This is a genomic window from Bacillus cereus group sp. BfR-BA-01381, assembly GCF_022663555.1.
GTDB lineage: Bacteria > Bacillota > Bacilli > Bacillales > Bacillaceae_G > Bacillus_A > Bacillus_A pacificus.
Genome location: NZ_JAKUFR010000003.1, coordinates 1 through 12484, shown reverse-complemented (window position 1 = coordinate 12484; position 12484 = coordinate 1). Strand labels below are relative to the sequence as shown.

The following is a 12484-nucleotide window of genomic DNA, read 5'->3' as shown; positions in this document are numbered from 1 at the left end:
TTTAACATTAGATTTTATATTATGTATTTATTTCAGAAATTTAATTTCAATTTTGCAAAGGAGCATAATTCATGGATGAAATTGACAAGAAAATTACGTTATTACTACAAGAAGATGCGAGAATGACGATTACAGAAATGACTGAGCACTTACACCTCAGCCGCCCTAGTGTTACCGAAAGGCTAAAGAGATTACAAGATACTGGAATAATCGAGAAATATACTGCACGGATATCATTAGATGCAGTAGGAAAATCAATTCAAGCATTTTTAAGAATTGAAAATCTAAAGATTCCTTGTAAAAAATTTGAGGAGAAAATCTACGAAGAATATAGAATACTCGAATGTCATCGAGTAACAGGTGAAAGTAGCTATTATTTAAAGGTAGCGGTTCACTCTATGAAAGAATTAGAGGAATTAATTGATATCGTTATACCATTTGGAACTGTCAAAACTTCGATGATTTTATCTTCACCGATACCATATCGACCGATTATTACAGATTAATAAGAAAAAAGGATTGATCAAAAGATCAATCCTTTACTCGACTTCATTTAAGAAAAATAACGTTATAACACCCGGTCCTGTATGTGCTCCGATTGCTGCACCAATTGTATTTACAATAAATACTTCACAGCCAAATCTATCAGTAATTAATGCTTTTAACGCTTCAGCTGTTTCTAAGTCATCACCATGAGTCATTGCGATGGTTTGACCTTTAAGTTCCTTTCCGCGCTCCTCCATTATATCGACAATTCGGCCAAGTACTTTCTTTTTCCCTCGAACTTTTTCAAGTGGTACAAGCTTTCCTTCTTCCACGTTTAAGATCGGCTTAATGTTTAGTAAACCACCGATAAATCCTGCGACTTTACTTAAACGTCCACCTCTCACTAAGTACTGTAAATCAGCTACAGTGAAGATATGTTCCATATGGTTCATTAGAAAATCAACACGTTTTAAAATATCTTCTTTTGATGCACCGTTTTTCGCCATTTTAGCAGCTTCTAATACGACAAGCCCTTGACCGAGCGAGGCACATTTCGTATCGATAATTTCTAAATCTAAGTTAGCATATGTTTCTTTTACTTCCTCTTTAATGAGAACTGATGATTGATATGTACCAGACAGTTCAGATGAAAAAGCTAAATATATACAAGGATTACCTTCTTTTGCATAAGAAACAAATTTTTCCTGGAAAGTTTCAAGCGAAGGCAATGACGTTCTATAAACAGCGCCTTCTCTCATATTTTGCAATAATGTAACTGACTCTAATGTAACTCCATCTAAATACTCTGTTTCTGCTTCATCATAAACACGGAGTGGAATTAAATCAATATCATATGCTTGCAGCAATTCTACCGGTAAATCCGCCGCACTATCCGTAATGATTTTAACACCCATTTTTAAACCTCTATTCTGTTATAAATATAAAAAATATAAAATAAAAATAGTACTTTTAAATTATATACGTAAAACTTAAATGAAGAAAGGAAAACACTTTATATTGTATGCACTATTCTTCAAAACTTGAACTGTTAATGAAAGTAATGCCATTTAAACCACTTTTTTATTTTTACTATAACACGAATAATTTTGTGAGTTTTTGTATTTAATTCTTTAATTTTATTTAACCATTTAAAATTTAAAAGCCAAATCCAATAATAAAGGAAGTGGCTTTTAGATTTTTATACAATAACCAAACTTTATTTCCCATCAGATTGTTTGCATTATTATTTTGGCGATATTGAATATTAGTCCAGTTATGATAAATATTTATAGCCTGTACTACATTCCCCTATAAGAAACACTGTATTTAAAAAAGGGGGTAAACATTTTATAAAATATTTAATTTTACTAGTAAAGCTAATAAAATTTGAAGAAGAATTTGAACATTTACTGCTATGTCTGTATCCGTAGTCGTAACCGTAACATTTCTAGAATTTCTAATAACAGTTTCTTGTTTATTAACTTGTTTAATAGATGATTTTTGAAACAATTCTTGCGCTACACGGTCAGCTTTTTCACTATCTGCTATAGAAATACTTATTATAACCACGATAGCTGCTTGTAATGCCGCTTGAATAGATAACGCAGCTTTTGTATCTGTAGTAGTAACTTCTACATCTGCTGAATCGACAATTGTAATTGATTCTTCAGAAATTTGGTAAGTTTTACTTTCTTGCGCAGCTGTTTCTGAAACACTAGCATTTTTAAAAGATGGATGAGGATTTGAGTAATCTAATGCACTCCACTTTTTATTTTCATTTGAATGACATTTTTTGTCCATATGTTCACCCCCTTTCAATCTAAATAATTATTAACTTGTGATTGTATTTCTGAAACAATATTTTTAATTTGCTGCTTTTTTTCTGGTGATAAATCTTTTAACTTTTCTTCACTTATCCCATGCCTATTCAAAATATCTGAGAGTAAAAGGTCTATGATTATATTCTTTTGATCCTTATCAAATTTAAAGGAAGAAAATTTGTTTAAATCATCCATTTACAATATTCACTCCAATCAATTTTCTGCAAAGATTTTAAATAACTACAAGCATTATATGTTTTTTAATACAAATTGCTTGGACAAGTAACTGAATATTATCTTTTCAACGTTCTTACTAATAAAATAAAAAAGCTGGCTTCTAATAAGAAGTCAGCTTTCCTTCACTTCACATAAATATAAGTTTCATTTACTGTTAAATAATGTATTTAACCTTTACTCTTGTTTTCCACACTTACTTTCCCATTAATCTTGAATATTAGTTCAGTCATAATAAGAAGTCCAAGCTTGTACCACATATTACAACAAAAAACATTTACTTAGAGTAAACCCTTATCGCTAAATATAAACAAGTTAGAAACCTTATAAAATGTTTAATTTAACTAGTAAAGCTAATAAAATTTGAAGGAGAATTTGAATATTCACTGCAATATCTGTATCAGTAGTTGTTACGGTTACGTTTCTAGAATTTTTAATGATTGTTTTTTGTCTATTAATTTGTTTAATAGATGATTTTTGAAATAATTCTTGTGTTATTTTATCTGCTTTTTCACTATCTGCTATAGAAATACTTACTACAACCACAATAGCTGCTTGTAATGCCGCTTGGATAGATAGTGCAGCTTTTGTATCTGTAGTAGTAACTTGTACATCTGCTGAATCAACTATTTCAATATATTCCTCAGAAACTTGATCAATCTCATCTGTTTGTATAGCTTCTTCAAAAAAATTAGCATTTTTACTAAACGAATAAGAATTTAATGGTTCTGAATCCTGTTTTTTTGGTTCAGAATACCGATTTAATGGATCCCGTTTTTTCTTTCTTCTACAAACTTCACAATCACACATAAAACCACTCCTTTTAGTCTAAAAAGTTGGCAATATTAAAATATTGACTAACTACTAGCATCTTATGTATTTTCAAAAAATTTGTTTGGACAAGTAACTTAATCTTCTATTTTATTTCTACTTCTTTTTTAATAAAAAAAAGCTGCCTTCTAATAAGAAGACAGCTTTCTTTGTGACGAGTCTAGTCTAGATTTCATACAATATAATTGTTCCTTTCTTATAACCTGAGCTCGTCACTTTAGTTATAAAAATGTGAGTATATCCTATAACCTTTTTTAGGGATCATCCATAATTTATTTCATAAAAAGTGCTTTATTTTACTGAAAGGTGGTTGCGGAAACAACCTCCTTTTTATTCGGAACAAAATAAAAATTTTATATAAAAGGCCCATAATTAAATACACTTAACTTCATATGATATATTGCATCCTTTCTTTTTAGAATGAGTAGTCGTTACTGAAGGGCGCTTTTCGAAGTGCTCTTATTTTTAAATCCCTTTTCTTTTTCAGGAGGTTTTTTTTGCTAAATCCTAATACGATTTTTATCACTCAGGCTGGTGATTATTATATTTCCTTACTAGTTCCAATAATATAGTAGCTACACCAATTAAAATAAGCCTATAAACTCTATACGCTTAAATAATAATGCGTTACCAAACACACGAACTAGTTTTACACTAAATTCACAAGGTTCTTATCCTCTTTTAGTTGACGTTATCATTTCAACACCAGCAAATCCACAACTTCAACTAATAAATTTTGCAAATATGCTATATCAAGGTTCTTTTGATATAGCATATTATGTTTTATATAATAAAGATAGTGCTAGTATTCCGAAGGAGGATGTCTATGAGTATCCAAATGGCTACATCTAATGATTTAGAATGGATTAATAATCAATACGACTCAATAGGATTTGTACGCAGTGATTTAAAAAGAGATAAAGTTGCAATTATTACATACAACAATGAGTATGCAGGTATTGGACGATTAGTCCAAATAGATGAAGATACTTTAGAAATGGGTGGGATACTTATTCTTCCTAAATTTAGAGGTCTACAATTAGCTGGGGAACTTGTTTCATTTTTAGTAGAAACTGCGAAGAAATTACAAGTACAACATGTATATTGTCTTCCTTTTGAGGAATTAGAAAACTTTTATAAGAAATATGGCTATACTGAGGTCGATACTACGAAAGAATTTGTTCATCCAATTATTCTAGAAAAATATAATTGGTGTTTGGATCATTATGAAAAGCATGTTTTATTATTTAAGTTGTAAAGGTACCTAAAGTGAGTATATATATTAATTATACTTGCCCATAGATAATAACCCTACTTTATTTGGTCTACATCAGCTTCTACAAGATATACTATTACTACTTACGCTATCTTTTTCCTTAACCTTACTTTTGTATAAAAGATTAGTTTGTTTAAAATTACCTTAAATCGTATTTAAATAAACTAATCGAAATGCGAATTCCTATATAATACAATTAAGTAATTAAAAGGAGCGTTATTTATGATAGATGTAGTAAGACTCATTATCTTTACTGTAGTTGCAATTGGTGCCATTATTAACATATACATAGAATTAAAAAAACCTAAAAAAAGTATATTCTCAATCGTTTTTTTATCAGTACTCTTAATTGGATCCTCAGGGTTAATTAAAAATATTTTATCTCAACTTTTATAGGAGATTGATTAAAAATCAACCTCCCGTCAATAATGTAAGTAACATGATTGTATCTCTCCATTCCCCCTTTGGAGAGGAGCAGTTAGCTTTTGCTAACTGCTCTTTTATTTGAAAATACGATTTCATCTATTATCCACAAAATAAGTATCATACGCCTTATCAAAAACATATCCTAGTTTTTCAGCTAGTTTTGCAGATGTAGTATTCGCTGCATCCCAGTTTGGGTATATCTCTTTTTCTAAACAGTCCAAGATTAGTGCTGCACTAACTATAGTCGCTAACCCTTTTCTTCTATGATTGTGATCAGTCGCTACTTCAATTTCAATGCCATTATCATAAATGCTATATGATGATGCACCGCATACAACTTCTCCTTTATACAAAATACAATACCCTATACCTCGGTTTATATAATCTTCTACTGATTGAAATTGACTTGTAAAATCTTTAGAGACTTTATGTAATGTAGGGTTATTTACGATATGTTCATCTATTCTTCTTAACTCGTATCCTTTTGGAAGCGCTGATATAAAAGATTGTAATTTTGAACGATTAAAAACTTCTGTATTACGTTTGAATTTATAGCGTAAAAACTTATCTATTTTTCTTCCGTAACATGTTTCTAAACGCTTTTTCCACTCTTCACTATTTACGATTACTAACATTCTATCAGGAATGTTACGTACTAATTCTTCTGTTTCTTTCGCATTTGAATCCCCAGCATAAAATGTGAAAATCCCTATCGTAACTTGCGCTACTGTTGGATTTTCAAGATTATTTACCCAAGCGGTACCCATATGTCCTTGTAAATAAGAAAGTAAAACAACGTTATTGAAATCTTCGAACATAGTAACTAATTTTTCTTTTGTATGTATATTCGCTTCATATATCATTTACATTCCTGCTTTCTTTAGAACTAATGCACTTCTACTCTTTTCTACATATAAGCAAACGTCTACTACATTCCATATAATTATAAATTATTCATAAATATAAAATTATTATAACATTTAATCAAAAAGCAAATGACTTTCTAGTGTATAGGTTTACGGATAATATACTTAATAATAATAATTCACAATCTATAATCTTTTATTATGTAAAAACCCTCAACATTAGTTTAAGGGTTCATTTAAATATATATGTTATAACTCATTCTTATAAACAAATGATTCTGTTGCCCCGTTTTTATATACTTTAGTCACTTGAACAACTGATGTGTACGTATTATCGTCATTCGATATCATCTTTCTCATCTCTTCTATCTCGGTATTACCAGCTCCACTCTCTATTTTCAAACAGTTCGAAATGTTGAGGTATCCACTCGATGCGAAAAGAATAATAAACGTAAGATCTGGGAAATTAATGAACAGTAGCCCAAACTTTAAAGGATTCTCCGCCGTATCAGATAGTACGAATCGAAAACTTAATAATTCAGGCACTTGAACAAAATCTTTAGAAACAATTGCTTCACCTATTATAGTAATTTGCTTTACTACATTTCCCATCTCATCTATAAACTTAGTACAACTAGGTGCATCAATTGTTTTTGCTTGCAGTGATAAATTCAATTCTGAATTGTGAAAGTCAAAAAAGAGTGTGCTTCCCTCTGTTAAACATTGCGGACAAACGTTTCCAAGTAGACTAAAATCCTCTTCAATAAATTTGACTTTCGTTTTACAACTACAAACTTTTCCTATTCGAATTGCATCAATCTTAGAGCAATCTACAAAAATAACCTCATCGTCCTCTTGTACGAAGGATACGACACCATTCTTCTTATTAAATGAAAGAAAATAAGATACAACAATTTCGTTTCCGGCAATTACAATACTCTCAACTTTTGTAAAAGGCTCTAGACTTCGCAAAAATTCACAAATACTATTTTGGCAACATCGATCATTTCGTTTCGGCTCACAACCCACTTACACTCCATCCCTTCTCTATATGTTTTATCTCATACACATAATATGAGCGGGATATGAGAAAAGCTTGGACAATATAACTTTAACGTAGGAATATAGCTACCTACTCATCTCATTAATAATGAAATTACGCCAATAATGAGTAATAACGCATAAATTTTCCTATAAATACATATAACAATTTCATCTTTCATAAAAAAAACGTTATAATGAAGTGTAGCCTCTACGATTACGTTATAAAGGAGATTAAAACAATGGCTAAAATTAAAGTATACCAAGCAAAAGAAGAAAATATGGAAGCAGTAAAAAATATCATTGATGTTGAAGAACAAAATCCAACTGCTGAAAACTTACAAAATCTATACGCATGTGTATTAGATACTGAAGATATGGCATTGCCTGAATCATACATTGAAGAAGATATCTTAATTGATTCTATTGAAGTTATGGTTAACGCTTCTCAAAGCAAAATAAGAGACCTAGGTGCTTACGATGTAATCGAAGTTCAAAACAAAGGTAAGAAAACACAAATTTTATTATTAGCAGACGAAGAATACGAAATCATCGAAGGCTAATCTAAATCCGTACATACGAAAAAGCTCCTTTCCAATTGGAAGGGAGCTTTTTCATTACGCTTTAGATGTTTCGCTCTTTTTATTCTTTTGTTGTTTCTTCATTACCATGCGCTCATTTCCCATAAAGAAAATAAATATGAATGCTAAACCAGCTGGTACCAATGCCCACATAAATGTTTGGACAATTGAGCTAGAAAGAGCATCAATAATTTTATCTAATATTTGCGGTGGAATTTGAGATCTTGCCGCTTCTGATAGAATAGCTCTTGAATCTCCTAAAGCGTTTGTATTCATTCCTCCGCTCATACCCTTAAATGCTTCTTCTAATTGATCTTGGAAACCTGTTCTTTGGATCATTCCGAAGATTGTAATACCAAGCGTCATGCCTAATGAACGAATAAAGTTACTCGTTGAAGTCGCAGACCCTCGCTGTTCCATACCAAAGTTGTGGATAGCCGCCATACTTAGTACAGAGAATGAGAAACCAACCCCAAATCCGATAATAATCATATACACTGTTAATAATGCACGACTTGTTTCTGGCGTTAATGTACTTAATAAGAATAGTCCTATTAGCATAATAACAGCAGAAATAATCATAATGTTTCTGTAGCTAAGCTTCGTCGTTAAAAATCCACCTAATTGCGCTGTTACAACTGATCCTAACATCATCGGTAATAGTAGTAATCCTGAGTTTGTTGCGGTACCACCGTATACACCTTGAATGAATAACGGTATGTACACAGTTGCTGACATAAACGCAGCACCGTAACATAATGCAATAATTGTACTCATTCCGAATAAGCGCTTCTTAAACATCTCAAATGATATGATTGGCTCTTCTACTTTTCGTTCAATAAAAATAAATGCAACAATTAAAATAGCGAATGCACCAAATAAACTTAAAATAAAGCTAGAATCCCAGTCATACTTTTGTCCGCCAAGCTCTAAAGCAAACATTAAACAAACTACTGCACCAACTAAAGTAATTGCACCAAACCAGTCAATTTTTTGCTTTCTATGAACTCGTGACTCTTTATAAAAGAATATAATAAAAATAAGTGCTAAAATGCCAAGCGGTAAGTTAATGTAAAATACCCAGTGCCAGCTAATATAATCTGTAATATACGCGCCAAGCAACGGTCCAAAAATACTCGATAAACCAAATACTGCTCCGAATAAACCGCCCATTTTCCCGCGCTTTTCAGGAGGGAAAATATCAAAAACGATAGTAAACGCGATCGGCACTAATGCCCCGCCGCCAATACCTTGAATGGCACGATAAATACCTAACTGTGTAATATTTTCAGCAGTACCACAAAGTGCCGAACCAATCATAAAAACGATTAAACCAAAAATAAAGAATCTCTTTCTACCATACATATCTGATAGTTTACCGAATATCGGCATGCCTGCCATTTCTGCGACCATATAGGCAGAAACGACCCATACAAAGTTTTCAAGACCTCCTAAGTCACCAACAATTGTTCCCATCGCTGTTACGACAATGGTATTATCCATTGATGCCATTAAAATACCTAGCAATAAGCCCGCCACAACAAAGCCGAGCTTATTATTCTTCTCAACCATAACCTTGCTCTCCCTCGTACTACTTATATTTGTTTATGTTCTTTAACGACTGCATTACCCTTTTGATTAAAACTAGTATGATATTCTACAACACTAATTTCACACCCAGGGCCAATTGTAACGTTGTTTCCTCTCACTACTTCAGCAATCGTATGTTCTAAATAAATATCATCTCCTTCCACAATTGAAGTTTGGAGGTTTCCAACATGACTAATAAAAGGAAGAAATCTCGCTTTTTTACGAATCGTAATGTTTTTACCACCAATTTCTCTTACCTTACTTCCTTCATAACGAAGTGAGATTTGAATATTTTCAGCATTAAGTAATCCATCACTTTCAAGACCACCAGTTAATGATAAATCTTCTACTTCAATATTTCCCCTCACATTTAAAGCACCTTTTACATCGACATAATCACCTGAAAACTTCCCCGCAATATCTATCATACCTCTAACTTTTGTTTTTTCAATATGTGCATCACCATGAATTTGTGTATTACCGTATACTTTTACATATTCTGCATCTACATTTCCTTGTACTTCACTATCTCCATACACAACATAATTTTTCACTTTCATATTACCCCGTACATCACTCGTGCCGTACGTTTTAAATTCATTACAGCTCATATCATTAGAAATCGTTCCTTCACCGCGAATCTTCACTTTATTATAATCTCCGCCTGCTGAATTACCGGAACCATTTACTGTGAGACTATGTGGATGTTCCATATTGCTTTCTCCCTCCCATTAAACCTGCTTAATTTCTTTTACATTTGCGCTTTTATCAACAGTCAGAACACCTGTATATTCAATGAGTTCAATCTCACAGTTCGGTCCTACTGTAATATTGTTTCCTCTTACCGTTCTTATGTGAGCATAATCAATATCAATATTGTCACCTTCTAATAGTTCAGATTCTAACTGCAAGCCAAATACTGTTTTAAATAGCCTACTTAATGTACCTGATCTATGTCTTACTTTAATCGTTTGACCACCAATTTCTTTCGCGCGACATGTACCGTGAATATTAATATTTATTTCATCAGCACTTAATAATCCTCCAATTGTAAATTGTCCTTCTGAAGAAAAAGTATCCACTTCACAATTACCGTCAATTGTTGCTTGACCATTAACTTTGAATTCTTCACCTGTGACATTTCCACCTATCGTACCTTTTCCTGCAATTTTCAAACTGTTTGCCTTTACATTTTGCGTAATTGTAGCTTTTCCATCAATTCGCATCGTTTCAGCATGAACTGTGCCATCAACTTTACCAGATCCGCTAATTCGTGCTCTGCTACTTTTCAAGTCGCCAGTAACTGTACCGTAACCGTTACATTCAAATTGCTCACATTCAACATTTCCATTCACAGTTCCTTTTCCGTTTAATTGCACTTTATGAAACTCGCCGCCATTCGATGAACCGTAACCATTTATAATCAAATTATCTGTACGCATACTTTCTCCTCCACTACAACAATTTAGTTTTTAATGCTTCGGTATATTTCATAATCGCTTCGCGTAAAACGATTTTGGTGCCTTTTTCAAAAATTAAGTCGTCCACGTTTGAAACTAAGAAACATGTAGAAACCCCTAACTTTCGGACAATAATTAAGTCACACGTTTTATGTTTCATTGCTTCATAATTTCCACTTAAAACTTGCAAGACCATTTTTCCTTCTTCTAAACTAATCTCTCCCGATTGTAGTAATTCTTCTAACATGTACACATAAAGAATATCTACAAATTGAAACTCCGCTGTTTTATTCGTTTGTTCTATGAAAAATTGTAAAACTGGTTCTGATGCAATCCCCTTACGTAAAATGTCTTCCTTTGTTAAAAGAATTTCCCTCACACTCGGCGAAAACATATTTGCTAGTTCATCAAGTGATAGATCCTCTTTCATCGTTTGAATTTTATCAATACGCTCTAATATCTTTTCTTTCGGAAAAAATGTTTCCTGACCCGTGAATGTAGACTTTCGTACAAACCAATCTTCCGGTATTAAATTTTTTCTTTTCCACCTATATAATTGTCCGTATGAAATACCAGTAAGTTCTAATAAATCTTTTTTTGAAATTAAATCTGTACTCAACTGTATAACACTCCTTCCTGATAACAATGTAACATAACACTGTTACGCTGTAAATAGACTTTTATCACGAGTAGCGTAACAATGTGTAAAACAACCCTGTTTCACACAAAAAAACAGGGTTCTCACACATCTTATAAAATGCGTAAAAACCCTTATATATCAACATGTAAACCATATTTCATAAAAATCAATCCACCCTTGTGAATTAATCATTATATTTTGTACTTTTTCATGAGAAGTTACTTGTTGTTTGTTACGGTATAAAGGAATTATATGAATTTGACGTAACAAAGTGTCTTCAATATCGCGTAACAGTGTAACTCTTTTCTCTACTTGTTCTTGTTTAAAATAAGAGGACAATGATTCATGAAAGTCCATGCTACCTTGCCCATGAATAAAACTGTTTTTTGTAAGAAACATATATAGTAAACTATCTTCTATTCGTTCGCTAATTGTTGCGCTATCATGCATCATATCCGCCTTTTGTATCGTACTTATTTCTAACAGCTCTTCTATTTTAAGAAAATTATTTTCTACACAAACCCCGTACTTCGCACACTCTTTTTGTATCCATTGTGCATCTTCAACGTGATCTCGTCCTGTAAATGTATAAAGTTGTAGCACTTCATTATGATACGTACTTCTCTTAATTAAACTTTCGATATCTTCCTCAATTTCTACTATGCTTTCATTTGCTAATATTAGTTTCTTTGCCACTTCTCCACGTTCTCCGCCGAGTTCTTGAACGATTTTATCGCCATGAATAATTTTATATAGCGCTTTTCGAAACAGTTCATCTTGCATTGGCCCTTCTTTTACAAGATTACACGTTACATATGTCACGTTCGATTCGAGCCGTGAAAGTTCTTTATGGAGATTTTCTTTATCTTTATACTGCGCCTTTACTAACACGTCATAAGTATTTACATTTTGCTCCACATTCAATAGTTCAATTCGGTCAAGAAAAGGTCTTTCACGATAATATAAATCATGTACTTCTAATGCAAATAAATGTGTATTCTTCTCTCGTAATATAAAAGGCCCTGTACCTATGAAGTTTCCTGCTTCATCTTCAATTACGATAGAACACTGTTCTGCGCTTAGCATATGTAAAAACATCCTATTTACCGTATGTAATTGAATTTCAACAACAAATTCATCCACTGCACGGAAACTTTCAACATGTTGTAACATCCATGCGTATGGGTTGTTTTCAGCTTTCATAAATCGATTCAATGAATGTATAACATGATG

15 protein-coding genes are annotated in these 12484 nt (G+C 32.2%); 4 read left to right on the top strand and 11 right to left on the bottom strand.

What is annotated here, in order from left to right:
- Positions 1-71: 71 nt before the first annotated feature.
- Positions 72-506, top strand: a complete 435-nt coding sequence (locus tag MR079_RS01535) for an Lrp/AsnC family transcriptional regulator (RefSeq protein WP_000343327.1) — start codon at positions 72-74, stop codon at positions 504-506.
- Positions 507-539: 33 nt separating this feature from the next.
- Here MR079_RS01535 and MR079_RS01530 read toward each other — a convergent pair whose 3' ends face one another.
- From MR079_RS01530 to MR079_RS01515, 4 genes are all read right to left on the bottom strand, one after another.
- Positions 540-1400: a DegV family protein gene (locus MR079_RS01530; protein ID WP_139865872.1), complete on the bottom strand. Its 861-nt coding sequence runs from the start codon at positions 1398-1400 to the stop codon at positions 540-542.
- 433 nt (positions 1401-1833) lie between these two features.
- Positions 1834-2286 (bottom strand): spore coat protein, encoded by a 453-nt coding sequence (locus MR079_RS01525; RefSeq protein WP_139865873.1) that lies wholly within the window; start codon positions 2284-2286, stop codon positions 1834-1836.
- A 14-nt stretch (positions 2287-2300) separates the two neighbouring features.
- Positions 2301-2501 (bottom strand): hypothetical protein, encoded by a 201-nt coding sequence (locus MR079_RS01520; RefSeq protein WP_000342255.1) that lies wholly within the window; start codon positions 2499-2501, stop codon positions 2301-2303.
- 363 nt (positions 2502-2864) lie between these two features.
- Positions 2865-3350 (bottom strand): spore coat protein, encoded by a 486-nt coding sequence (locus MR079_RS01515; RefSeq protein ID WP_139865874.1) that lies wholly within the window; start codon positions 3348-3350, stop codon positions 2865-2867.
- 847 nt (positions 3351-4197) lie between these two features.
- Here MR079_RS01515 and MR079_RS01510 point away from each other — a divergent pair.
- Both MR079_RS01510 and MR079_RS01505 read left to right on the top strand, forming a co-directional pair.
- Positions 4198-4629 (top strand): GNAT family N-acetyltransferase, encoded by a 432-nt coding sequence (locus MR079_RS01510; protein ID WP_000027221.1) that lies wholly within the window; start codon positions 4198-4200, stop codon positions 4627-4629.
- Between the two features lie 240 nt (positions 4630-4869).
- Entirely contained in the window at positions 4870-5043 is a 174-nt protein-coding gene (locus tag MR079_RS01505) for a hypothetical protein (RefSeq protein ID WP_242293340.1), read from the top strand.
- 122 nt (positions 5044-5165) lie between these two features.
- On the opposite strand, the gene MR079_RS01500 is transcribed toward MR079_RS01505, so the two are convergent.
- Positions 5166-5936 carry a GNAT family N-acetyltransferase gene (locus MR079_RS01500; RefSeq protein ID WP_139865875.1) on the bottom strand — a complete coding sequence of 257 codons (771 nt, stop codon included), beginning with the start codon at positions 5934-5936 and terminating at the stop codon, positions 5166-5168.
- Positions 5937-6188: 252 nt separating this feature from the next.
- Complete coding sequence (locus MR079_RS01495) at positions 6189-6968, bottom strand: BC_2878 family exosporium-associated protein (RefSeq protein ID WP_242293339.1); 780 nt, start codon at positions 6966-6968, stop codon at positions 6189-6191.
- Positions 6969-7222: 254 nt separating this feature from the next.
- On the opposite strand from MR079_RS01495, the gene MR079_RS01490 reads away from it, so the two are divergent.
- Positions 7223-7543, top strand: coding sequence for a hypothetical protein (locus tag MR079_RS01490; protein WP_001062732.1), 321 nt, complete (start codon positions 7223-7225; stop codon positions 7541-7543).
- Positions 7544-7597: 54 nt separating this feature from the next.
- Here the strand turns inward: MR079_RS01490 and MR079_RS01485 are convergent, their stop codons facing one another.
- The 5 genes from MR079_RS01485 to MR079_RS01465 all read right to left on the bottom strand — a co-directional run.
- Positions 7598-9133 carry an MDR family MFS transporter gene (locus tag MR079_RS01485; RefSeq protein ID WP_139865877.1) on the bottom strand — a complete coding sequence of 512 codons (1536 nt, stop codon included), beginning with the start codon at positions 9131-9133 and terminating at the stop codon, positions 7598-7600.
- Between the two features lie 23 nt (positions 9134-9156).
- A complete protein-coding gene (locus MR079_RS01480) occupies positions 9157-9864 on the bottom strand; it encodes a cytoplasmic protein (protein ID WP_242293338.1) in 708 nt (235 codons plus the stop codon).
- Positions 9865-9882: 18 nt separating this feature from the next.
- Complete coding sequence (locus MR079_RS01475; RefSeq protein WP_242293337.1) at positions 9883-10593, bottom strand: bactofilin family protein; 711 nt, start codon at positions 10591-10593, stop codon at positions 9883-9885.
- Between the two features lie 13 nt (positions 10594-10606).
- Entirely contained in the window at positions 10607-11230 is a 624-nt protein-coding gene (locus MR079_RS01470; protein WP_139865879.1) for a YhbD family protein, read from the bottom strand.
- 159 nt (positions 11231-11389) lie between these two features.
- Positions 11390-12484: ABC transporter substrate-binding protein (locus tag MR079_RS01465; RefSeq protein WP_242293336.1), on the bottom strand; the 1095-nt coding region annotated here is incomplete at its 5' end.

Bases quoted from the DNA above. Each gene is read 5' to 3' on its own strand.
- MR079_RS01535 (WP_000343327.1), top strand. From the start codon at position 72: ATGGATGAAATTGACAAGAAAATTACGTTATTACTACAAGAAGATGCG.
- MR079_RS01530 (WP_139865872.1), bottom strand. From the start codon at position 1,400: ATGGGTGTTAAAATCATTACGGATAGTGCGGCGGATTTACCGGTAGAA.
- MR079_RS01525 (WP_139865873.1), bottom strand. From the start codon at position 2,286: ATGGACAAAAAATGTCATTCAAATGAAAATAAAAAGTGGAGTGCATTA.
- MR079_RS01520 (WP_000342255.1), bottom strand. From the start codon at position 2,501: ATGGATGATTTAAACAAATTTTCTTCCTTTAAATTTGATAAGGATCAA.
- MR079_RS01515 (WP_139865874.1), bottom strand. From the start codon at position 3,350: ATGTGTGATTGTGAAGTTTGTAGAAGAAAGAAAAAACGGGATCCATTA.
- MR079_RS01510 (WP_000027221.1), top strand. From the start codon at position 4,198: ATGAGTATCCAAATGGCTACATCTAATGATTTAGAATGGATTAATAAT.
- MR079_RS01505 (WP_242293340.1), top strand. From the start codon at position 4,870: ATGATAGATGTAGTAAGACTCATTATCTTTACTGTAGTTGCAATTGGT.
- MR079_RS01500 (WP_139865875.1), bottom strand. From the start codon at position 5,936: ATGATATATGAAGCGAATATACATACAAAAGAAAAATTAGTTACTATG.
- MR079_RS01490 (WP_001062732.1), top strand. From the start codon at position 7,223: ATGGCTAAAATTAAAGTATACCAAGCAAAAGAAGAAAATATGGAAGCA.
- MR079_RS01485 (WP_139865877.1), bottom strand. From the start codon at position 9,133: ATGGTTGAGAAGAATAATAAGCTCGGCTTTGTTGTGGCGGGCTTATTG.
- MR079_RS01480 (WP_242293338.1), bottom strand. From the start codon at position 9,864: ATGGAACATCCACATAGTCTCACAGTAAATGGTTCCGGTAATTCAGCA.
- MR079_RS01475 (WP_242293337.1), bottom strand. From the start codon at position 10,593: ATGCGTACAGATAATTTGATTATAAATGGTTACGGTTCATCGAATGGC.